Origin of the sequence: Paenibacillus sp. FSL R7-0312 (genome assembly GCF_038004445.1) — a bacterium.
GTDB lineage: Bacteria > Bacillota > Bacilli > Paenibacillales > Paenibacillaceae > Paenibacillus_AQ.
This window is the reverse complement of sequence record NZ_JBBORE010000001.1, coordinates 6,209,143-6,232,599: the sequence shown is the minus strand read 5'-3', so window position 1 is coordinate 6,232,599 and position 23,457 is coordinate 6,209,143. Positions and strand designations below refer to the sequence as shown.

The 23,457-nt window shown below is 52.6% G+C and carries 18 protein-coding genes; 12 read left to right on the top strand and 6 right to left on the bottom strand.

What is annotated here, in order from left to right; genetic code table 11:
* Positions 1 to 320: 320 nt before the first annotated feature.
* The 6 genes from MKX70_RS27200 to MKX70_RS27175 all read left to right on the top strand — a co-directional run bounded on the left by MKX70_RS27200 (position 321) and on the right by MKX70_RS27175 (position 8,887).
* On the top strand, positions 321 to 1,961 hold the full coding sequence (locus tag MKX70_RS27200; protein WP_340841258.1) for a response regulator transcription factor: 1,641 nt from the start codon (positions 321 to 323) through the stop codon (positions 1,959 to 1,961).
* Between the two features lie 67 nt (positions 1,962 to 2,028).
* Entirely contained in the window at positions 2,029 to 3,843 is a 1,815-nt protein-coding gene (locus tag MKX70_RS27195; protein ID WP_340841257.1) for a cache domain-containing sensor histidine kinase, read from the top strand.
* A 167-nt stretch (positions 3,844 to 4,010) separates the two neighbouring features.
* Positions 4,011 to 4,922 (top strand): ABC transporter permease, encoded by a 912-nt coding sequence (locus MKX70_RS27190; protein WP_042141012.1) that lies wholly within the window; start codon positions 4,011 to 4,013, stop codon positions 4,920 to 4,922.
* Positions 4,923 to 4,946: 24 nt separating this feature from the next.
* A complete protein-coding gene (locus MKX70_RS27185; protein ID WP_039309035.1) occupies positions 4,947 to 5,822 on the top strand; it encodes a carbohydrate ABC transporter permease in 876 nt (291 codons plus the stop codon).
* Between the two features lie 64 nt (positions 5,823 to 5,886).
* Positions 5,887 to 7,446, top strand: a complete 1,560-nt coding sequence (locus MKX70_RS27180) for an extracellular solute-binding protein (protein WP_340841256.1) — start codon at positions 5,887 to 5,889, stop codon at positions 7,444 to 7,446.
* Positions 7,447 to 7,477: 31 nt separating this feature from the next.
* Positions 7,478 to 8,887 carry an FAD-dependent oxidoreductase gene (locus MKX70_RS27175; protein ID WP_340841255.1) on the top strand — a complete coding sequence of 470 codons (1,410 nt, stop codon included), beginning with the start codon at positions 7,478 to 7,480 and terminating at the stop codon, positions 8,885 to 8,887.
* 384 nt (positions 8,888 to 9,271) lie between these two features.
* On the opposite strand, the gene MKX70_RS27170 is transcribed toward MKX70_RS27175, so the two are convergent.
* From MKX70_RS27170 to MKX70_RS27150, 5 genes are all read right to left on the bottom strand, one after another.
* Complete coding sequence (locus tag MKX70_RS27170; RefSeq protein ID WP_081956614.1) at positions 9,272 to 10,204, bottom strand: IS3 family transposase; 933 nt, start codon at positions 10,202 to 10,204, stop codon at positions 9,272 to 9,274.
* A gap of 5 nt (positions 10,205 to 10,209) precedes the next feature.
* Positions 10,210 to 10,524 carry a helix-turn-helix domain-containing protein gene (locus tag MKX70_RS27165; RefSeq protein ID WP_052415919.1) on the bottom strand — a complete coding sequence of 105 codons (315 nt, stop codon included), beginning with the start codon at positions 10,522 to 10,524 and terminating at the stop codon, positions 10,210 to 10,212.
* 335 nt (positions 10,525 to 10,859) lie between these two features.
* Positions 10,860 to 11,714, bottom strand: coding sequence for a YihY/virulence factor BrkB family protein (locus MKX70_RS27160; protein WP_042135811.1), 855 nt, complete (start codon positions 11,712 to 11,714; stop codon positions 10,860 to 10,862).
* Between the two features lie 163 nt (positions 11,715 to 11,877).
* On the bottom strand, positions 11,878 to 13,032 hold the full coding sequence (locus tag MKX70_RS27155) for an anaerobic sulfatase maturase (protein WP_340841254.1): 1,155 nt from the start codon (positions 13,030 to 13,032) through the stop codon (positions 11,878 to 11,880).
* 24 nt (positions 13,033 to 13,056) lie between these two features.
* Positions 13,057 to 14,247, bottom strand: coding sequence for an ROK family protein (locus MKX70_RS27150; protein WP_340841253.1), 1,191 nt, complete (start codon positions 14,245 to 14,247; stop codon positions 13,057 to 13,059).
* A gap of 220 nt (positions 14,248 to 14,467) precedes the next feature.
* Here MKX70_RS27150 and MKX70_RS27145 point away from each other — a divergent pair, with 220 nt between their 5' ends.
* Together MKX70_RS27145 and MKX70_RS27140 are read left to right on the top strand one after the other, a co-directional pair.
* On the top strand, positions 14,468 to 15,103 hold the full coding sequence (locus MKX70_RS27145; protein ID WP_042135815.1) for a chromate transporter: 636 nt from the start codon (positions 14,468 to 14,470) through the stop codon (positions 15,101 to 15,103).
* A gap of 14 nt (positions 15,104 to 15,117) precedes the next feature.
* The gene (locus tag MKX70_RS27140) at positions 15,118 to 15,651 is read left to right on the top strand and encodes a chromate transporter (RefSeq protein ID WP_042135816.1); all 534 of its coding nucleotides are present in this window, start codon (positions 15,118 to 15,120) and stop codon (positions 15,649 to 15,651) included.
* Positions 15,652 to 15,735: 84 nt separating this feature from the next.
* Here the strand turns inward: MKX70_RS27140 and MKX70_RS27135 are convergent, their stop codons facing one another.
* Positions 15,736 to 17,274 (bottom strand): sulfatase family protein, encoded by a 1,539-nt coding sequence (locus tag MKX70_RS27135; protein WP_042135818.1) that lies wholly within the window; start codon positions 17,272 to 17,274, stop codon positions 15,736 to 15,738.
* Between the two features lie 103 nt (positions 17,275 to 17,377).
* Here MKX70_RS27135 and MKX70_RS27130 point away from each other — a divergent pair, with 103 nt between their 5' ends.
* From MKX70_RS27130 to MKX70_RS27115, 4 genes are all read left to right on the top strand, one after another.
* Positions 17,378 to 18,256, top strand: a complete 879-nt coding sequence (locus tag MKX70_RS27130) for an AraC family transcriptional regulator (RefSeq protein ID WP_305954206.1) — start codon at positions 17,378 to 17,380, stop codon at positions 18,254 to 18,256.
* 76 nt (positions 18,257 to 18,332) lie between these two features.
* Positions 18,333 to 20,135 (top strand): sensor histidine kinase, encoded by a 1,803-nt coding sequence (locus MKX70_RS27125; protein ID WP_336101910.1) that lies wholly within the window; start codon positions 18,333 to 18,335, stop codon positions 20,133 to 20,135.
* Entirely contained in the window at positions 20,136 to 21,734 is a 1,599-nt protein-coding gene (locus tag MKX70_RS27120) for a response regulator (RefSeq protein ID WP_340841252.1), read from the top strand.
* 135 nt (positions 21,735 to 21,869) lie between these two features.
* Entirely contained in the window at positions 21,870 to 23,441 is a 1,572-nt protein-coding gene (locus MKX70_RS27115) for an extracellular solute-binding protein (RefSeq protein WP_171718399.1), read from the top strand.
* Positions 23,442 to 23,457 lie beyond the last annotated feature (16 nt).

The window sequence follows — 23,457 nt, the reverse complement described above, 5'->3', positions numbered from 1 at the left end:
GCCTGCCCGCAGCGTTTCTCGACAACTCAAGTTCATTCGCTTGCCTGCTAGTGCTTCTGCAAGTCCAGTTTCTCGCTTAGCGGAAGCTTATTCGCCGGGCTAGACGTACAGCCGTTCCTTCCTAATTAGAGAATCTCTAATCCGGGAGGAACGGCTGTTTAGTCTGCGTACATTGAACATGCAGAATGAATGTGAAAACTATATTGCTTCCTATTTATTGCTTTTTGGCAGGAGATGAACAGTCTTTGTAGAATTTTTGGTCAACACACTCTATTCCTACGAACTGGCCTTGCAGATCATGAGTAAGAAGGGACGGATTTATGAAAACACTGGTGATTGTGGATGATGAGCCTTCGGTGGTGAACGGGCTGCGGACCTATGTGGACTGGGCGGCACAGGGGATTGAGCTGGTTGGAACCGCAGATGACGGGGACACTGGGCTGGCGCTGATCCGGGAGCTGAAGCCGGATATCGTGCTGACGGATATCCAGATGCCGTCAATGGACGGCATCCGCATGGCGGCTGAGGTCCGGGCGCTGCTGCCGGAGGCCAAGATCGTCTTCATCAGCGGCCACAACGATGCCGGATACCTTAAGTCCGCGCTGCAGATGCATGCGGCGGATTATATTTTTAAGCCGGTTAGCCGCAAGGAGCTGTCGGTGGTGATGGGCAAGGTGACTGCTGCGCTGGATGCGGAGACGCAGGAGCGCAAGCGGATCAAGGAGATGCAGGTGAAGCTGACGCAGAGTATGCCGCTGCTGCGCGAGAAGTTCCTGCTGTCCGTAATCAGCGATGGTGTTCATACCGCGCATATTCAGGACAAGCTGGAATTTCTGGGCTTGCAGCAGCTCGCGGCTGACAGCTACATCCTCATGGTCATTCTGCTCGATGATGTGCCGCAGGTGCTGGACACCCGCAGCGAGCAGGACAGACAGCTGCTGTCCTATACGGTGCTGAATATCATCCAGGAGCTGATTGACAATCAGATGCGCGGCGTGACCTTCGAGAAGGAGCCGGGAGAGTACGTCGGGATTCTGCTGGCCGGACAATTGCAGCCGCAGGAGTTCAGCGAATCTCCCGAGAATGACCTGCTGGTGCTGGCAGAATCAATCCGCAGCAATCTGCGGCAATGGCTGAAGCTCAGTGTAACCATCGGTGTCGGTGAGGGGGTTGAGCACTTGCCGGAGATCCCGTCCTCCTATAAACAGGCGAGGGATGCAGCTGACCAGAAGTGGTATCTGGGCAAAAACCGTATTCTGACCATGGACAATATCGTGTCCGGAGAGCGCGGTGAGAATCTGCGTTACCGGTACGAGCCGGAGTGGGGGGAGCGGGTGTGGTCTGCCCTGAAATCCGGAGACCGCGGACGTCTGCAGACGGAGCTTAGTGACATCTTCAGTCTGCTTGGGCAGAACCGGGGGCAAGGGGCGCGGTATGCGCAGAATGTCAGTCTGCATCTGATTCTGCAGTCCGGCCAGGTGCTGCTGGAGCTTGGCGGAATGACGGAGGAATGGGAAAAACGTGAGACGGCCGCCTGGAAACAGGTTGCGCGCCAGGAGACGATGCAGGATCTGCTGGGATATACAGAAGCCTATTTGCTTGAGGTCTGTGATTTCGTCGGGATGAAGCGCAGCGGCAAGACAAGCGAAGTGATAGAACGGGTCCGTCAGCTGATTGGAGAACGGTACCCGGAGAATCTGGCAGTGGCGGATATTGCGGCAGGCGTCTATCTCAGTCCGACCTATGTCCGGCTCCTGTTCAAGCAGGAAACGGGCGAAACGCTGTTCGAATATTTGACCAAGGTCAGAATCGAGCAGGCGAAGAAGCTGCTTAGAGACCCGCAGAACAAATTCTACGAAATCTGTTATGCCGTCGGCTACAGCGATCCCAGCCATTTCAGCAAGCTTTTCAAGAAAATAACCGGAATTACCCCCAGCGCCTACAGGGAGCAGAGTCTATGAGCAGGGGCAATCCTATGAAGATCAGGCCGCACAGGAATGTAAGCATGCCATATAAGGAGGCTGTGCAGTGAAAAAGGGCTGGAGCTATTTGACCGGACTGGGCCAGGGGATTCTGGCGGCGAGAAAGTGGCTGATTGCCTATGTGATACTCATTCTGCTGCCGGTATCCGTCATGCTGGCTTCCTTCTATCAGCGGTCCAGTGACATTCTGGAGCAAGAAGTCACCAGTACGATGCAGCTGACCCTTAAGCAGGCAGGGATGAATCTGACCTATAAGCTGGATCATATCCGTGACAGCAGCAATTCGGTGTTCATGAACCAGGTACTCTACAGTAATCTGCAGCAGAAGGACAGCATCACCGATGAGCTTAACCAGCTTAAGGAGCTGCGCAATTTAGCCGAAACCGCCCAGGAGAATGAGGATATTTTCCGGCTGCGGTTTTTTGTTGATCCTTCCCGGATGTACGGAGGGGACCGGGTGAATCTGTATCCGCTATCTGAGATAGAGCATTATCCGTGGTACAGGCAGGTGCTGGAGGCCGGGGGCGGTATGGTCTGGACCGGGGTGTATGAGGAGAGTTATATCGATTTCGGTGACAAAAAGATTTTCTCTGCCGCAAGGATGCTGCGCAATCCGAAGGCATATGAAGAGACCATCGGCATACTGGTGATGGATGTATCCCAGGATCTGATCGCAGAAGTCATGTCAGAGCTTCATTTCTCGGACAGCTATGCCCCTTATCTTCTGGATAGTGAGGGCCGGCTGATCTACAGCACCGGAGAGAACGGTCCGCGGGAAGTCAGCATGCTGCCGGAAGAACTGCTGGATGCGATTAAGCAATCGGAGGAGGGAATCGTAAAGCGGACCCTTGGGCGTGAAGAGGTTAATGTGGTCTATACCACGATCGGAACTTCAGGGTGGAAAATGATCTCCCAAGTCTCTGAATCAGAGATTTCGCACCGGGCAACAGCAATGAACCAGTTCACCAGCATTGCCACGCTGGCAGGGATCACGGTCATGTTCCTTGTTCTCGTGTTTGTGCTGCTGATGTTCCTCGTGCAGAACATGCAGCGCAGGGTGCAGATGATTCTGCGGATGATCCGCAAGGAGGGGATCGGCTGGCTGGAGGACAGAAGGACAATGCCAGGGGGGGATTTCCGGCTGCTGGAACGCAGTGTGGACCACCTGATTCACAAGGTCAACATTCTGATGGAGGAATCCTATCAGGCGAAGATGCAGGAGCGGGAGGCGCAGCTGAGAACCCTGCAGGCCCAGATTAATCCGCATTTTCTCTATAATGCGCTGGATATGATCAACTGGTCGGCAATTTCGCATGATGCGGAGGATACCAGCCAGATGATTGAGGCACTGGCCCGCTATTTCCGGCTCAGCCTGAATCAGGGCCGCGACAATGTCAGCCTTGCCGATGAATTGAATCTGGCCAAGGTGTTCATGGAGATTCAGCAGAACCGCTTTCCGTCCACCTTCACCTTCAGCGTCCAAGTAGAGCCGGGACTTGAACAGTATATGATTCCCAAGCTTACCCTCCAGCCGCTGGTGGAGAATGCGCTGCTGCATGGTATCCGCAAAACCCGCAGGAAGCAGGGGAATATCGCCATAACAGCCCGCCGTGAGCAGGAGGATATCCTTCTGGCGGTGTCCGATGACGGGATCGGCATGAGTCCGGAGCAGGCCAGACGGCTGCTGCTGGAGCCTTCCTCCGAGCTGCGCAGTGACGGGATGCCGGGCTCCTTCGGCCTCTATAATGTCAACGAGCGGATTCGATATTTTGCCGGCAACCGGTGTGGCTTGTCCATTGAAACGGAGCCCGGCCAAGGAACTGTGATCAACATCAGAATTAAAGCGGTTCCATTAGAATAAGCAGATTGCCTGATATACAGTCGCGTAAGACCAGAAATAATCAGATTACCACCTACAACCGCCCCCCGGTTTCTCAGTATAATCAACTCACAAACAGATGGGGGTGAATGAACTTGGGTGGGAGTGTCACGGATTTGGACCGGAAGAGCAAACTTCAGGCAACGAGAATCAGGTCCGCCAGCAAGTGGAGGCTCGCCTGGAGAAACAGGGATTATTATGTGCTGCTGATACCCGGTCTGCTGTTTCTGCTGCTCTTCAAATATACACCGCTGTACGGAGTGCTGATCGCATTTCAGGATTTCAACATTTTCGAGGGCATCAGAGGCAGTGAATGGGTAGGGCTGGAGCAATTCCATAAGCTTATCCAATCGGACGAATTCGGAAGGGTATTCATGAATACACTGCTTATCAGTGTGTACAAGATTGTCCTGCTGTTCCCGGTGCCGGTCCTCATCGCGCTGGTGCTGAACGAGGTCCGGCTGATGTTCTTCAAACGGACGATCCAGACGATTATTTATCTCCCGCATTTTCTGTCCTGGGTGATTATTTCCGGATTGTTCGTCACCATCCTCTCCACCTCGGGCGGACTGGTCAATAATATCATTCAGTGGTTCGGCGGAGAACCGGTCAGCTTTTTTGTCAGCAATGATTACTTCCGCAGTGTGGTTGTCTTTACGGCCGGCTGGAAGGAATCAGGGTGGAACGCGATTGTCTTCATTGCCGCCATTGCCGGGATCGATCAGGAGCAATACGAGGCGGCTGCCATTGACGGGGCGGGGCGAATCCGCAGAATGCTGCATATCTCACTGCCGGGTATCCTGCCGACTGTGGTGCTGATGTTCATTCTCCGGCTGGGCTCGGTGCTCGATGCGGGAACGGAGCAGATTCTGACCATGTACAATCCGGTAGTCTATGAGACAGCGGATGTGATCGGAACCTTCGTCTATCGCATCGGGCTGGGCAAAATGGATTACAGCTTCAGCACCGCGGTGGGCCTGTTCAACTCGGTAGTAGGCTTCATCCTCATCGTTTCGGGAAATTATATCAGCCGGAAGCTGCTGAACCGCGGAATCTGGTAGGCGGGAAAGGAGACAGTATAATCCATGACCAAACGAACCAAAGGCGACAGGCTGCTCGATATCTTTGTCTACCTGTTCCTGATCACACTCGGAGTGATGATGCTGCTGCCGCTGGTTAACGTATTATCGAAATCGGTCAGTGAGGAATGGGCGATTACTTCGGGAAAAGTAGGCATTCTGCCGGTAGGCTTCCAGCTCGACACCCTGCGGGAGGTTATCTCTTCCTCAATGTTCATCCGGGCGTTCTGTGTATCCGTAGGCGTCACGGTAGTGGGCACCCTGATCTCCATCTTAATGACAGCACTGACGGCCTATCCGTTATCCAAACGGAATCTGCCGGGCATCTCCTTTTTCATGGTGCTGTTCATCTTCACGATGCTGTTCAGCGGCGGGCTTATTCCCAATTATCTGCTGATGCGCCAGCTGCATCTGATCAATAATCTGTGGGTGCTTATCCTGCCCGGAATGATCAGTGTGTTCAACATGCTGGTGATCAAAAGCTACTATGAGAGTCTTCCCGAAGCCCTGGAGGAGTCCGCACGGATCGACGGGGCCAAGACGTACACGATTCTGTTCCGGATTATTCTGCCGCTCAGTATGCCGGTGATTGCTACGATTGCGCTTTTCTATGCCGTCGGGTACTGGAATGATTACTTCGGGCCAATGATCTACATCAACGATACCGCGCTTAAGACCTTGCAGCTCTATCTGCAGGATGTGGTGATGGACGCCAGTGCAGCCAACGCCGTCAATAAAAGTGTGGATGATCTGATGAACATGTCACCGGAAGGCATACGTGCGGCAACGGTGGTCGCTTCGACGGTCCCGATTCTGTTCGTATACCCGTTCCTGCAGAAGTATTTCATCAAAGGCGTGCTGATTGGCTCGGTTAAAGGCTGAGGCGGATTTTGAACGAAGTAAGACTGGAAGCTTAAGCTCACAAAACTTATAGGGGGTTATCTTAATGAAACAGACAAAGTGGCTGTCACTCCTGCTGAGTACCGGGCTGCTGCTCGCTGCAACTGCCTGTGGTTCTTCTAACAACACGAATAGTAACGGGGGGGACGCTTCAACAGCAGCACCAGCTTCTGCAGAAGCAACTGCCGCACCGGCAACGTCAGAGAATGCTGCCAAGCCGGAGCTGAAATCGCTTAATCTGTGGTCGAAGGATGATTACAATACGTATCCGCTGGCCAAGGTGATCGAAGAGCGGACCGGCTATAAGGTGAAGTATGAGATGCTTCCCGCCGACAAGGCGATGGATAAGCTCAATCTGCTGATCTCCTCTGCCGAGCCGTATGATGTCATTACCATTTCCGGTGAAAAAGCCGTGTATACCGATTATGCCAAAATGGGCGCACTGGTGGATCTGACCCCGCTCATCGAGGAGTTCGGCGATAATATCAAAGCTTCCATCTCCCAGGCGTCCTTCGATGCAATGAAAATTGACGGCAAAATCTATGGTATTCCCAACAGCTCCTCACAATTTGCCGGTGCCGATCTGATGATCCGCCAGGACTGGCTCGATAAGCTGGGGCTGAAGACGCCGACTACGCTGGATGAATTCACGGAAGTGCTGAAGGCCTTCAAGGAAAAAGATCCGGGCGGAACCGGGAACAGCGGCGCCCCGATGTCAATCGATGGTGCACTGGCAACAACGGCGAATATTACAGGTGCCTTCGGAATAGGCACGAGCTGGAATACGGTGGACGGCCAGCTGGTTCCGGCCCCGCTGCATCCGGGCTTCAAGGAATATCTGATGTACATGTCCGATCTGTATAAGCAGGGGCTGCTCGATAAGGAGTTTGCCGTGAACAAGGATGCTACCCTGAAGGAGAAATTCACCAGCGGCAAGATCGGGGTTATTCAGCTGCCATGGTACGACATTCCCGGGATTGCCGATGCCCTGACCAAGAACTTCCCTGACGCCAAATACGCATATCTTCCTGCCCTCAAAGGCAAAGACGGTCAAATGGGCCTCGGCATGAGCGGCGGGTTCGACCGCATCACCTTCATTCCGAAATCTGCGAAGCATCCTGAAGATGCGATGAAATGGATCAACGCCAAGCTGGAAAAAGAAACCTTCAAACTGATTGCCATCGGTGAAGAAGGCAAACATCATACGTATAAAGACGGCGTATACAGCCCGATCCTGCCGCTGTTCACGGACGAACGCGGTAACGCCAGCAATTATCTGACCGGTATAGACGAGAAGCTGTACCCGATCTACTGGCAGGCCCGGGTGCAGAAGGATGCGCGTCTGTTTGCAGGCTTCTCTTATCTGAACAATGAGCTTCCGGCGGAAGCAAGAATTGCCGATCCGCTGGCGCTGGCTCCATCCCTGCCGGAATATTCGAAGAACAATGCTTCGCTGAATCAGATGATTAATGATTTTGCCGTCAAAGTCATTGTCGGTGAAGAGTCCCCGGATGCCGTGGCTGATTTCGCCGAGAAATATAAAGCTGCAGGCGGAGAGGCCAGCACCAAAGAGGTGAATGACTGGTATGCTACAGTGAAGAAATAGAGTCAAAGAAGACTTTTTAGGAGGCAAAAGAATGAACAGCTACAGGATGCGGAGCAGTGAAATTCCGCTGCAGGATTCCTGGGATGTCATCGTTGCAGGCGGCGGGCCGGCCGGTTGTACGGCGGCCGCTGCCGCAGCCCGGGAAGGGGCAAAGACGCTGCTGATCGAAGGAACAGGCAGCCTGGGCGGAATGGGCACATCGGGACTTGTGCCGGCCTGGTGCCCGTTCTCGGACATGAAGACGATCATCTACCGGGGACTGGCGATGAAGGTGTTTGAAGCTTTGAAGGCGCAGATGCCGCATGTAAGCCAAGAGGCGATGGACTGGGTTCCGATCGAACCGGAGAAGCTCAAGGTCATCTATGATGAGCTGGTAGCCGGAGCCGGGGCAACGGTGCTGTTCCATACGCAGCTGGGTTCCGTGGAGGCGGATGAGGAAGGTAATGTGCTGGCGCTGATCACTGCCAGCAAGAATGGACTGCAGGCGCTGAAGGCCAAGGTCTATATTGACTGCACGGGCGATGCCGATGTAGCGGCCTGGGCGGGAGCGGAATATCTCAAGGGTGATACGACAACCGGTGAGCTGATGCCTGCCACGCACTGTTTTACCTTGGGCAATGTCGATGAATATGCTTATCTGAACGGTCCGCTGCTGCATAACAATAATAAAACCAGCCCGATCTTCGATATTCTGGGCTCCGGCAAATTCCCCTTAATTCCGGACTCGCATATCTGTAACAATGTCATTGCTCCCCGGACGGTGGGCTTCAACGCGGGGCATCTATGGGATGTGGATAATACGGATGCCTTCTCCGTATCCGCTGCATTAATGCAGGGAAGGAAGCTGGCCTCCGTCTATAGGGATGCCCTGGCCGAGTTCATGCCTGCTGCGTTCGGCAGTTCTTACGTAGCCAACACCGGCTCGCTGATGGGGGTACGGGAGACGCGGAGAATTACCGGAGACTATGTGCTGAGTGTGGAGGATTACGTTAACCGCCGCAGCTTCGCGGATGAAATCTGCCGCAACAGCTATTTCATTGATATCCATGGGACGGAGAAGGAAGAGAAGCAGGCGGGAGGCAAGCCGGAGGTCATTAAACGTTACGGTCCGGGAGAATCGCACGGCATTCCATACCGCTGCCTGACGCCGCGTTCACTGAAGAATGTGCTGGTCGCGGGACGTTCGATCTCCTGTGTCCGTGAGGTGCAGGGGAGTGTCCGGGTGATGCCGGTCTGTCTGACGATGGGCGAAGCGGCCGGGATTGCCGCAGCACTTGCTGCGAATCTGCCGGATTATGACGTGCATGCAGTGGATGTAGCTGTGCTGCGCAAGCGGCTGAAGGAGGAGGGAGCTTATCTGCCGGATGCCACAGAAGGAACAGTATTTGGTGATCCGGGTGCGGCGGCAGGAGAAGAGGAAGAACCGGTGAGGTATCACTGAGACATTAAGGAAAATGATGCTAGCTAGCATATAGTTGTTGTTTCCAATTAGGCAATCCCCCGGTCAGCGGGGGGTTGCCTGTCTTGTTGTACAGGAATCGTACGCTTTAACGAGGGGCCTAAGAGACGATAGGGTTAACGAGCCATGCGAAAAACCGAATACAATGTGCCCCTGATAGGGTAGATGAACCGAATGTATGCGAAAAACCGAATACAATGTGCCCATGATAGGGTAGACGAGCCGAATGTATGCGAAAAACCGAATACAATGTGCCCATGACAGGGGAGATGAACCGAATGTATGCGAAAAACCGAATACAATCGGTGCGACCCCCTTATCCCGGAGTCCTCCGTATAAAATCGGTACTTGTCGTAGCCTTGCTCTTTATTTCGCTTTTTCTCTCGGCCAGAAGAAGCAGGACTGGTCTTCTAGGGTCAGCACCCACTCCGCAAAGGTAGCTGGCGGCATGTTGCGAAGACTCGTATGCATTCTGCGGTTATTGTAAAAGTCCATGTACCGGTCCACGGCTTCATAGGCCTCTTCGAACGTGTCGAAGGCCTCTTTGCGGAACAAATCCCGATCGATATTGCTGTGGAACGATTCAATAAAAGCATTTAAATCCGGCGTTCGAGGCGGAATGCGTTCATGGGTCATCTCCCAGCTTTCACACATGTCGCCAAACAGATGGCTGATGAACTGGGGGCCGTTGTCGGTGCGGATCACCGGGCGCGCGCTGCCAGGGGCGCAGTGTTGCTCCATGGCGCGTCCCAGCGTCTGGCAGGCGTGCTTGGCCTCACACGACGATCCTCGGTGATACCCGACGATAACCCGGGTAAACACATCGATAATGCTCAGGACGAAGAAATGCCGGTCCCGGCCCGCCACATACCCGTATTTAATGTCCATCTGCCAGAGCTGGCCCGCTCCGGTAATGACTCGGTTCTCCGGCAGCTTCCGGGGATGCTTAAAGCGCTTCTGACGCTGGGGCTGCAGGATCTCCAGCGCCTGACACAGCCGGTAGCTTTTCTTGTGGTTGAGCCTCAGCCCGTGCTGGTTCCACAAGCACTTGGCCAGCAGTTTGTACCCGTACACGTGCTCTTCTCCAGCGACCAGTTCCAGGAGCATTTCCTGGATCTGCTCGTCGCTAATCTTCTCTCCCGACTCGGTCAGGGAGTAGCCGGGTAGGGGTCTTCCACGCCCCTGGGGGACGGCCTGCGCCTCCTGCTTCTTGCGTTTCTTACGGTCGTAGTACGTAGACTCTGCTAGCCCCACGAGACGGAGCACCAAGGCTGCGGTATTCCCCTGCTTAATGAACATATCGGCTACCTCGATTTTTTCGGATAAGCAGGGGTTGGCTTTTTTAGCAGTTCACGCAGAATCTCAATCTCTAACTCCTTTTCACCGAGCATCTTGACGGCCTTCTCATATTTCTGCTCGACGTCCAGCAGGCGCTTCCGTTCCTCCACCTGGTCCTGGGGATACGGATGATCTTGCTCCCCATGGGCTTCCCGGTAATCCCTCACCCACTGATTCACCGTTGATGGAGTCACCCCATACTTTCGGGCAACCACCGCCGCCTTAATGCCAGACAACACCTCTTGCGCTGCCTTCTCTCTTGTTCCTGTTAAGTGTCCCATTCCGTTCATCCTCCTCCTGTATCTAGTCTACATTTTTGTGGGGGAGGACTCCAACTTCTTTAGGGGGCTGTGGAGCAATGTGCCCATGATAGGGTGGACGAGCCGAATGTATGCGAAAAACCGAATACAATGTGCCCATGACAGGGCAAACGTGCCGAATGTATGCGAAAAACCGAATACAATGTGCCAATGATAGGGTGGACGAGCCGAATGTATGCGAAAAACCGAATACAATGTGCCAATGATAGGGTAGACGAGCCGAATGAGGCTGCATCCCTCTGATCCCAGCGGATGCAGCCCCAAGTTAGTTGCTGTTAAAAATATTGATAATCCGGTTATTCTACCGTTGCTCCGTCAACCTTGCGTTTGAGTAGGATCGCGTTGATCTCGCCTCCGGCGAGGATAATAATCGAGCTGATATACAGCCAGATGAGCAGAATCATTACGCCTCCGAGACTGCCGTAGGTTTTGGTGAAATCACTGAACTGATTGACGTAAATGGAGAAGAGGACTGATGTAATAATCCAGCCGAGGGTCGAGAACAGCGCACCGGGCACCACCTCACGCAGAGCCAGCCTGCGGCTTGGGGCGATCCAGTAGAGCAGGGTGAACACAATGAACATGACCAGCAGCGGCACGGCGTATTGCAGCAGATCCCATAGCTTCTGGAAACCGTAAGGCAGATCGGTCAACAGGAAGACCTGTGTCTTGAGCCAGGTACCGAGGACTAGCAGCAGAATGCTGAGCAGCACGACAAAACCGATCGTCAGGGTAGCGAGGAAGGCGATCCCTCTAATTTTCCAGAAGGCCCGGCTCTCATCAATGTCGTAAGCGCGATTGAGCCCCTTAATGATTGCATTGACCCCCTTGGAAGCGGCCCAGAGTGTAGCCAGCATCCCGAAGGATAACAGCGCCTGACTGCGTCCCTCGGACACATCCTGCAGAATCTCTTCTATAATAGAGACGGCTTCGGCAGGCATCACCTGTTCCAGCTGCTGGATTTTGTCCTCCAGGGAAATATTCGCGTACCCGATCAGGGTCATAATGAAGATCAGAAAGGGAAACAGCGACAGAATCAGATAATAGGTCAGCTGTGCGCTGATCCCCTGGACATCATCGGCTTTGATTTTTTGCAGCAGCTGTTTGATGAATGTGAATGTGCCGCCGGAACCGGCAGTCCTTCTGCTCATATAGCCCTCCTTCACTTATTGCGGTATAGGCTTGTTTATGAAAATATATCCATATATATGTGTCCCGCACAAAATTATCCTTAGGTTCAGCAAGCTTGGTCTTATTTTAACACAGGGGGAGGTAAGAAACAGAATGGCAGTGGACTATTAATTACGGAACAAGTTAAGGCATGACCTTGGGAAGACGCAGCCGGTCCGCCAGCTTCTGCATTCTCTCATCAGCGTAAGCGTAGATGCGCATATAGCTCTGGCAAAAATAATCTGGACCGCTGAGGCCTTCCTCATTGTTCCATTTCCGGTTCCGGGGGCATCCGCCATAACACAACCGCTGCCATTCGCAGGTTTGACATTTGTCCGGGAGAGCGGGCTTCATCCGGTGGAACCGTCTAAAGTTGGGATGGGCAAGCATATCCGCAATGGAATCTTCGGCAACGTTGCCGACCTTCCACTCCTCATTGATGTAGAAATCGCAGGGGAAGGCGTCCCCGTTCTGCTCCAGCACCAGGCTTGTAGGACATGCTGCGCGGTGTACACAGGATTCCGCTTCCCCGCCCAGGTAGACGCTGAGCATATTATCGAAGAACCGTACCGATATTTCGGGCTTGCCGTCCTGATACCATTCGTCGAAGGCTTCACACAGGAACTCCCCGTATTCGTCCGCTGAAATTTCATATTCCCCCGGCTGATCAATCTGCTGGGCTCTGAAGTCCATGCAGGGGATAAACTGAATGAACCGGAAGTCCTGCTCCCGGTAGAACGCCATCAGTTCCCGGGCTTTGCCCACATTGCCTTTATGAATTACTGTCAAAATATTAAAGTCAACCTGGTGCCGGCGAAGATGGCCGATGCCGTTCTTCACCTGACTATAACTGCCTTTGCCTGCGGCATTCACCCGGCGTGAGTCATGAATCTGCTGCGGGCCGTCCAGACTGACTCCGATCAGAAAATGATAAGTTTTGAAGAAGGCAGCCCACCGCCCGCTGATCAGTGTAGCGTTGGTCTGCAGGGAATTACTGATAACCGTATGCGGCGGGGCATGCAGGGCCTGGCGGTATACGACTTCTTCGAAGAATTCGTGACCTGCCAGCAGCGGTTCTCCGCCCTGCCAGGCGAAGGTGGCACTGCCTGAGCTGTGCCGCATATAATCCTGGATGAATTTATCCAGAACGAAAGAATCGATCCGGTTAATTGCCGGTCCGGGCTTCCCTCCACAGGTACTGTAATAACAATAGTCGCAAGCCAGATTACAATCCTCTGATACCGTCTTCCACATGACACCTAAACCGGACTGAGAACCGGCAGCGCAATTGAGAGACACAGCAATCCCCTCCTGTCTTCCTATTTATTCCACATACCAGTCATTTAGCAGCATGATGGCCGCTCCGGTGGCTACGGCCTCTTCTTTAAGATATCCTTGCGTAAAAAACGGACTGTTCTCGGGGGAGGGATAAGTGTTCTTCCTGGCGACCTCAACCGAAGTGTCGAACACAAGCTGATGTGCCCGGACCAGGGGGCCGCCCAGAACGACACACTCCGGATGAAGGGTATTAATCAGATTAGCCAGCCCGATCCCCAGGTACGCAGACGATTCCGTGAATTGTTCAGTAACGAGCTTGTCCCCTTGCTGGAGAGCTTCAGATAAGGAGGCAAAGGTGACCTGTTCCGGAGAATTCTCCGCTAGTAAGCTGCTGCGTCCAATCTTTAACTGTGTGCGTACACGCTCTTCCAGCGCCGGAACAGACACGAAGGCTTCAAGGGCTCCGTAGTTTCCTTTGCCGTGCAGTCTGGGGCCGTTGGTCTGGATAATCATCTGTCCCAGCGCTCCCTCTGCCCCGGAGGCGCCCCGAACGATATGGCCGCCGGACATCATCGCAAATCTTATAGTTGTTCCGGCATGTACATACAGGATGTGCTGATAATTGTTGGACTTAAGAGCCCGGTGCTCACCGATGAGGGCGCAGTTTGCGCCATTGTCAAGCTTGACCGGTATTTCAAGCCGTGCCTCCAGCATTTCGCAGATGGGGACATTTGTCCAGGAGGCGGCCGGAAAGTGCTCCGGCTCCAGAATAATCCCGCGTTCAGAGTTCAAGGGACCGACAGAGCCTATCCCCAACCCCAGAACGCTGCCTGGCGATATTCCATGCTCCGACAGAAGAGCCCGGGCACTGTCCGCAACATGATCCGCGAGCAGCGGGGGCGTCATGCGATCATCCATTATCCACCGGGTCATAGACAGCAGATTGAAATGCATATCATACAAGCCAAGTGAAGAATGAATGCGGGAAATTTCCAGCCCGAACAGATACCTGTATGCCGGGTTACACTGGAACAGGATGGGCTTCCTCCCGCCTTTGGAGGTTCCCAGCCCGGAGGCAATAATTAACCCCTGGGATGACATGTCATCAAGAAGACGTGTCATACTGCTGCTGGTCAAGGCAAAATCATTCAACAAATCGGCTTTGGAGGCAGTTCCCAGATAGGATATGCGGTCATAGACCTGTTTTTTGATAGACGAATTAGGGTGGGGCAGCATCAGGCTTATCTCCATTTCCAAGTTTATTAGTAGGAATACCTAAGATAATTCCAAAATGATTTTTATTCAACGAAAATAAGACTTTATACACTCTGATTATGAAGTATTAACAGAATATTTACAATAAAATTCATGACTTTAATCCAAAATGAAATTAATTATGCTAAAATACAAGTGACATCTCTTGGGAGAGCAGAAAAGAATGTAAGGGTGAACTGGAATGAAGCAAAGAGCGGGCAGGAAAATGAATTTGCTTTGGAGTATTTTTTGCGTATTTTTCAAAATTGGACCCTCCACCTTTGGAGGCGGTTATGCCATGATTGCAACCATCGAAGAAGAAATTGTACGAAAAAAGGGCTGGATGAACGAAGAGGAAATGGGTGACATGATATCCGTGTCCGGTTCCGCTCCCGGAGGGGTGGCCGTCAATAGCGCAACGTTTATCGGCTATCGTCTTGGCGGAGTGGCGGGAGCCGTGGCTGCCGTCACTGCAATAACCCTGCCTACCTTTCTGATCGTGTTCCTCCTCAGCGGGCTCAGGCTTTTATTCAAAGACAACGTCAAGGTAGAAGCTGCTTTGAAGGGCATTCATGCTGCGGTAGCAGCCTTGATTATTGTTGCGGCCGGCAAGATGTGGAAAGCTTCTGTTCTGGACGCGGCGACGTTTGTGCTTGTAGCTGTATCGCTGGCCTTGCTGTTGTTCACCCAGATTCATCCGTTTTATCTGATTGTGGGCGGGCTGACAGCCGGAGTCCTGGTGGTTCTGTACAAAAAGAAACAGGGGATGAGCGTAGTTACGGAAAAGGTGCGAACGGAGGAACGCCGTGACCTGCAGTTTCCTGAATACTACATCTGAAGGGTGATTATCTTATGCTGTGGGAGCTGTTGCTGGTTTTTATTAAAGTGGGGTTAGTTTCTTTTGGGGGCGGTTATGCGGTTATAACGCTGATTCAGCGGGAGGTTTCCGAAAAAGGATGGATGGGCAGCGGCGCTTTTCAGGAAATTGTTTCTTTGGCAGGGATGGCTCCGGGCTCTATCGCGACGAATACCGCGACCCTGATCGGATACTCCAAAGCAGGGCTGGGGGGAGCGATAGCGGCAACGGTCGGCATTATTCTGCCATCGCTAATTATCGTCATTTGTATCGCTGTCTTCTTTCTGAAGCTGCAGAGCAATGACTGGGTCAGATCTTCATTCTACGGACTGCGTCCGATTGTAACCGGCTTAATCCTCTACGCGGCGGTTCATTTCGCATTTAGCGGACAAAGCGGATCCTGGTTAAGCTGGACAATGGCGGGCTCGCTGCTGATCTGCGGCGGATGCCTCGTTCTTGTTGCCAAATATAAGATGCATCCGTTTGCGGTGATCCTCCTGTCGGCGGTAGCAGGCATTGTTATTTTCTGACTAAATATATTATTCTGAAAAAAGCGTGAGCGAAGGGAGGAATCCTTGCTCACGCTTTCTTATTTCTTCATGGACCGGCCTGCTTCAGGCATGATGAATTCTCGGCATAGGCAGCGGTTCCTTGCCCAGCTCCGCCCAAATATATTTCAGCAGAAGCTCAGTCTTCAGCTGCCCGTGTTCCGGCTCGTCCCACAGATTATGAAGTTCGTGCGGGTCCTGCACTAAATCGAAGATTTCGCCGTACTGCTGATTGTAGTAGACCGTAATTTTATATCTTGCATCAATATAAGTCTTCTGGTGAATGGTCGTAGGCTCATGACGGAATTCGCAAATGGCATGGTCACGCGCCTGATTCTTGCGGCCCAGCCATACGTCCTTCTGATCCACACCAGTCATCGACGAAGGAACGGGAAGATTGGCAAATGATAAGAAGGTAGGCGCCAGGTCAACGAGTGACTGGATCGCATCCGTCTGTCTGCCTGCCGGAACATGCCCGGGATATCTGACGATGAACGGAAGCTTAATTAAATCCTCGTAATGAAATCCTCCTTTGGCCTGCAGACCATGTTGTCCGAAGAAATGCCCGTGATCAGTTGTAAAGACGACGAGCGTGTTCCCGGCGAGTCCGAGTTCATCGAGCTTATCCAGAATGCTGCCGATATACTTATCCATCATGCTGATCATTCCGTAATAGACCGCTACCAGTTTCTTTTTGTCGTAATCCGTCAGAAGCGCTTTATCCCCGTATTCATAATACAGGTGGGAGCGGTACCCGTGAATGCCGAAGCCGGTTTCCATGAACTGCGAGAAGTCGGGGTTGTCTTCCTGTGTCATGCCGAAATGCGGCGGATTCCGGTCATGTTCCCCGGCCGTCAGTGAAGGAATAGTCAGCGTGTCAGGGTTATACATCGAATCCCAGGGCTCCGGCACCAGATATTCAGGATGCGGATCAAAGAAGCTGGCCCAGAGAAAGAACGGATCTCCTGATTGTTGATGCTCTTCCAGGCGGGCCTTGCTCCGCTCTGCAATCCAGGTGTTGTAATGATATTTCTCCGGAATGGGCCATGTGTAGGTTGCAGACGGGTCCATTGTCCCTGTTGGAGGGAGGAAATAATCCCGCCAATTGTGACAGCCCTGTTCTTCCAGCCATAAGGCATAATGCTGGCCGACATGTGCTTCGTTCGTATGGTTCCGGGCAAGCTCCACATGGTCGAATCCGTAGAAGGACTCGTGGAAACTGCTCCAGTAATCCAAATCCTGCAGCAGCGGGTAAGCTTCCTTCGATTCATATTCCTCCGTGGACTTCAGGGGCTGAAAATGGGCTTTGCCGATCAGCGAGGTCTGATAACCCGCTTCACTGAAGTCTTCCCCTACCGTGTGGCGGTCCTCCAATAGCTTCGTTCCGAGTGTCCATGCCCCGTGCTGGCTCGGGTACATTCCCGTGATGATAGAGGAACGGCTTGGCGTGCAGGTGGGATTCGGGCAATAAGCCCGGCCGAAGGTTGTCCCTTGCTGTGCCAGCCGGTCCAAATTCGGGGTGGAGATCTCGGGCTGGAAGGCACCGATGGTATTCCAATGCTGTTGATCGCTGGTAATTAGTAAAATGTTAGGTCTACTGGACAATGGTTATCGCCTCCTATTATGATAATATTGAAAAAACAACATTTTTTAAATAGCCTGATGTTAGATTTGAATTGTCATTTTGTTAGATGGAGGGAGTGGGGATATGTCAGGAGTGTTGCAGAATCTGCAGGAATACGAATATGAATATGCCGAGTTTATCTACTATTCACCCGGATATTTGGATAGGGAGGGGCAGCTATGGCCTGTCCGTGCCGGCCGTAGTCAGGCTAAGCCGAACTACAGGGTGGGTCCCAAAAGGATCGAGTGCTACAGCCTTCATTTCGTGTATGAAGGAAAGGTTGGCCTTAACTATGGAGATGAGCACATTGAACTGCAAAAGGGCGACATGTTCTGTCTGTTTCCGGATCAGACGTATCATTATTACATCATTCCCGCGGAATCACCGCTGCAGATGAGCTGGCTTGCGCTGGATGGAAGCAGAGTGATGCCGCTGCTGAAGCTAACCGGGATGGTGCCTGAGAAGCCGTATGCTCTTGGTAAGGTGACATCCCGCATTAAGGAAGTACTGGAACGCATATTCGGGGCAATGACAAGGTACGGGCGGTGGGACCCGGCTGTGTCCTTGGAGCTGCAGGGACAGACCTGCGAATTGCTGGCCGTCCTGATGCCCGGAGCATTCCCGGCTGATACACCATCACCTTCAGGCTGGGTATCGGAGTGTATGGAATTTATGAACCTCCATGCTACTGAAGGGATATCCGTTCAGCAGGTTGCCTCGTATGCGGGTGTACACCGATCCTATTTCACCAGTGCTTTTACAAGCCAGACCGGCGTATCTCCGCAGAAGTACATCCAGAACATCCGTATGGGCAAGGCTAAACGGCTGCTTGCTGAAACCGATGCTTCAATCACGGAAATCGCCTTGTCACTCGGCTATCCCAACCTGTATACGTTTACCCGGGCATTCAAGTCCTACTACAAGACTTCCCCGCTGCATACCCGTTCAGCTGGAGGCGGATAACGGCACGGTTTTGTTTTCTGATAATATGATAGCGCTTACTGAAAGTCATTTCCCTCATGTGAAGGAGAGACCGAGAATGAGATTTACAGCTCTGCGCAATAAAATATCACCGAAGCTGGGGATTCAGGGGAAAATATTCATCGCGTTCGGACTGCTCAGTCTATTCTCTATTGTAACGATCACCTCCATTATCTATCTGAATATGCGTGAGACGATTAAGCATAACGCCATTACTTCGGTTGCGGACAGTATCCGTCAAGCCGACGAATCCCTGAATCTTATGTTTGAGGAGATCGATCGTCTGAACACGGTTGCCGTTACGAATAAAAATACGGTAATCGATATATTGCTGAGCCCCAGCGAGGAAATCAGCTATGAGTGGTTTCTGGAGCAAAAGCGGATTAATGAATTTCTGTCAGGTCTGATCGGCTATAAGCCTTATATAACACGCATCGCTGTAATTGGCCTGAACGGTAAGGTTTTCTTCACCGGGGGACCTTGGGTTGACCGTAATTTCCTGCAGACGCAGGCGATGGACTACATGTTAAACAACGGGGAACGCCACGCTTATTTCAAACAAGAGGGCAGCCCGGATGTGATTTCCGTCGGCCGTGTCATCCGGTATAACAGGGAATCCATTGGTGTGGTGATGGTGGATTTGAACTATGATTTCATCCGCAACACGTATGGCGTCAAGCCGACAGCGGATAGTGTCCTGTATGTACTGGATGAACAGATGGAGCTGGTATACCAGTCTGATTCTGCCCCTGCATCACTCTCGCCGCAAATGACAAGAACGATATATACCGCTCCGCAGCTTGCGGGAACAGCTGTTCAAGAGGCGGCAGAGCAGAAGATTGACGGTAAGTCCTATATTGTCGTCAGCCGCCGCTCCGGGCACACCGGCTGGATTACCCGGGCGCTTATTCCTCTGGATTCTCTCGTGAGTGAATCGGTGAAGGTCCGGAATCTGATGGTTGAAGTATCAGTTATCGTCTTTGTCGCAGTTTTGCTGGGAGCCATGCAGATGTCCTCCAGGACTACACTGCAAATCCGGCGGCTCAAAACGATGATGATGCGGGTGAAGGACGGTAATTTATCCTTTCCGCGTATGGAGATTAACTCGAAAGACGAAATCGGTGAACTCTACACTGTGTTCATCAGCATGATTGATGATCTGAAGCGGCTGATGCAGGATATCCGGATTAGCGAGCAGGCGAAGCGTGAAGCTGAGCTTACGGCACTGCAGGCACAGATCCGTCCTCATTTTTTGTACAACACGCTCAATACCATCAAGTATTTGGCTAATCTGAACGGTGTGCCGAATATTGAAGAGGTCTCTGGATCTTTAATCGAGCTTATGCGCGGGGTGCTGGGGAATTCAAGTGAATTTCTTACCGTCAGGGAAGAGCTGGATTATGTGAACTGCTATATGTCGATTGTGAAATACAAGTATATGGAGCCGATAACAGTTCAGGTTCAAGTGGAAGATGATGAGTTGCTGGAATGCCGGGTGCTTAAGCTGATGCTCCAGCCTATTGTGGAGAATGCCATCCTGCACGGGGTTGTCCCGTCGGCCAGAGGCGGACTTATTCTGATCAGAGTATACGGGGAGGGCGGGGATCTGTTCATAGAAATCATGGATAACGGGCCGGGGATGTCGCGGGAGAAAATGCGGCTGCTTCTGGAATCCGGCAGGGAGGGAAGCGCGTCGCGCTTCAGCGGAATCGGCGTGCGGAATGTGCATGAACGAATCTGCAGAATGTACGGGGAGCCGTACGGTATCACGCTGTTCAGTGAAGAAGGATTGTATACCAAGGTGGTCATTCGTTTGCCGGAGATTCGTACGGATGAACGATCCGCAGAGGAGGCAGGTTGAATGTTGATTCAAGTGCTGCTGGTGGATGATGAACCGCTGGTACATCATCATCTGTCAACGATGACGGATTGGCGGAGTCATGGTTTTGAGATTTGCGGAGAAGCCTATAGCGGTCCAATGGCGCTCCAGGCTCTTGAAGAATTGCAGGCGCATATCGCAATTATAGATGTGAATATGCCGGGCATGAATGGTGTGGAGCTGCAGCGGACCATCCGGGAGCGGTATCCGGCTGTAAAGACAATTATGCTCAGCAGCTATGATGATTATGATTATGTGCGGGAATGCCTGAGGAACGGGGCTGCAGACTATTTGCTGAAGCACCGCCTGAATGACCAATCCCTGATCGCCATTCTGAAGAAGGCTGCCCGGGAGCTGGAGGAGGAGACCGAAACATCGGGTCTGCGGCTGGAGGACGGGAGCCTGGATACGGGCAACAGATCTGAAAGTTTACGTGAGCAGACGCTTCAGCTGCTGGCCGGCAAGCCGGAGGCTGCCGCCATACTTGAGAAGAGCATGCGCCTGAGCGGACTTCTGCCTGGTGTGGTCTGTTATATGGCCGCCGCTGTCCAAATCGTTCCCTTCCTGCTGTTGACCCAAACACGCAGTGATGTGCAGATTAACGGTCTGGTCCGGCAGGCGGTAGAACTAATGCAGCAGAGTCTCGGCGATCTGCCCGAGCGGATGGCCGTTTATGTAGAAAATGGCCGTTTGGCCATCCTGTTCGCATTCAGAGAACGGAGCGAGCAGGCTGCCGCTAGCGAAGCTGGCCGGCTGATGAGCAATGTCAGCCATTCGCTTGAGCTATTCCTGAATTTGAAATGCACTTATGCTATAGGCCATATGTGCAGCAGCCTGTCCAAGCTCGAAGACAGTTACCGTTCGGCTGAACGTGTCCTCGATAACGCTGCTACACGGCTGGAGCCGGATAGCAGTCTTAACGATCCCCGCCTCCTGATGACGATCGGGAATCAGAAGCAGCTGCTTCTAGCCATTGAACGGCTGGATATGGAAGAGGTAGAGCGGTCAATTACCAGTGCGTTCGCCTCTGTCCAGAAGCATCCGCTTCATTCGCCAAGTGTGCAGATGATTGTCAGCGAGCTGCTGGCCATAGGGGAAAAGACATTAACAAGAGATAAAGCTGCAGATGGCGGACTGCCTTCCCGGGAAGAACTCGGCAATATCAATAGCGTAGCCGGGCTGGAACGGTGGCTGATAATTTATTATGAAGGTCTGCTGGGCCGGCTCCGCCGGAGACAGGCGCAAGGCTCCTATTCGAGACATGTGTCCCAGGCGGTTCAGCTTATTCTGGAACGTTATCAGAGTTACATTACGCTGGAGCTGACCGCTGACCTGATCGGGCTCAACCCGTCTTATTTAAGCCGGATTTTCAAAGAAGAGACGCGGACGACCTTCTCCGAATATTTGAACCGTGTCCGTATTGATGCAAGCTGCAGACTGCTCGAAAGCGGAAAATACACGGTTAAACAAATTAGTATTCAGGTCGGGTTCACTACGTACAATTATTTTTTCAAAGTATTCAAGGAGCTGACCGGCACGACGCCGCATGCCTTTGTGAGCCGTCCGCCTGCTGCGAAATGAAACGGTAAGATAAGTGTAGTAAAAAGTCATATATGTGGAATTCCCCTCCTTGCGTGCCCGGCTATAATAAAGTCACATCAAGGGAAGCGCTTACAACGATGGGTTGAGCGAGATCTAAAAGGAGGTTATACAGACATGCGTAAACAACGGACTAAAACGGCGCTAAGCCTGATGGTCATTGCCGCACTGGCAATGGCGGGGTGCAATTCAGGAGCAGGCAACGGCAATGAGGCTGCACCTAAGGCGACCGCAGACCAATCGGTGAGCAAGGACGGGTTTCCGATCGTGCAGGAACCGGTGAAGCTGAGTATGTTCACCCGGATCGCTCCCGTCAACGGACCCTTCAAGGATATGCCGGTCTTTCAGGATTACGAGAAGCTGAGCAATGTGCAGGTGGAGTTCACTGAAGCACCAACCGATGGCTTTCAGGAGAAAAAGAATCTCCTATTCGCCTCCAATGAGCTTCCAGATGTGATGTACCGCTCCGGAATCACCCAACTGGAGGCCATCCGTTACGGCTCGGGCGGCCAGCTCATTCCGCTGGAGGATCTGATCCGCGACTATGCCCCGAATTTCAACAAGCTGATGGATGAGTATCCGGAGATCCGTGCGGGCATCACGACGCCGGAAGGCCATATTTACGCGATTCCGGGCATCGTTACCCTGAGTGCGGCACGGACAGACAAAAAGTGGATTAACCAGGCCTGGCTGGAGAAGCTGAACCTGAAGGTGCCGGAGACGACGGATGAGCTGTACGATGTGCTGGTCGCCTTCCGCGATCAGGACCCGAACGGCAACGGCCAAAAGGATGAGCTGCCGCTGACCGCGCGCGTCGGCCTCAGCGTCGTGACGATGATGAGCGGATCGTTCGGACTGGATCAGCAGTTCGGTTATAACATCAATCTTGAGAATGATAAGGTTGAAATCTGGATGGGCAGCGAACAGAACAAGGAAATGCTCATGTACTTGAGCAAGCTGTATGCAGATAAGCTGCTGGACCAGGAAGTATTCTCCCATACGGAGGCCCAGTTCCTGGCCAAGCAGGGCTCAGGCAAAACGGGCATGTTCTTCGACCAGACGAATAACAATTTCCTGCCGATCTCGGATCAATATATCGGCATTGCGCCGCCGGCGGGTCCGCACGGAGACCGGATGCAGAGCCAGACGGCTCCGATCCCGCGTGACTTTGGGGCGTATGCCATTACTTCAGTCAATAAATATCCGGAAATCTCCATGCGCTGGGTCGACTATTTCTATAGCGACGAAGGCTCGACGCTGCTGCGGTTCGGGCGGGAAGGCGAACATTATGAGCTGAAGGACGGGATTCCCTATTACAAGGAAGAGTATTCTACTTCCGAGACCCAGCCGAAAATCACTCCGTACGCCGGCGGAGGGGCGCCGCATCTGATCAGTGAGCATGTAGCTTCTTATATCAATCCGCCTCAAGTGCAGGAAGCGCAAAAGGCGCTGGATCCGTACATGCCGGCAATCCGCTATGCCGCTCCAATGTTTGACGAAGCAACGGCCCAGAAGGTGAACATGCTGCGCAATGACATCGACAAATATTATGAAGAACAAAGCACGAAATTCATCGCGGGTGCGCTCAGCTTCGACAAATGGGATGAATTCCAGGCAACCCTGCAAAAGATGAATGTCGAAGAGCTTCAGCAAATTTATCAGGAAGCCTACGACAAGATGGAGAAATAGGCTGATCCTATTGGAT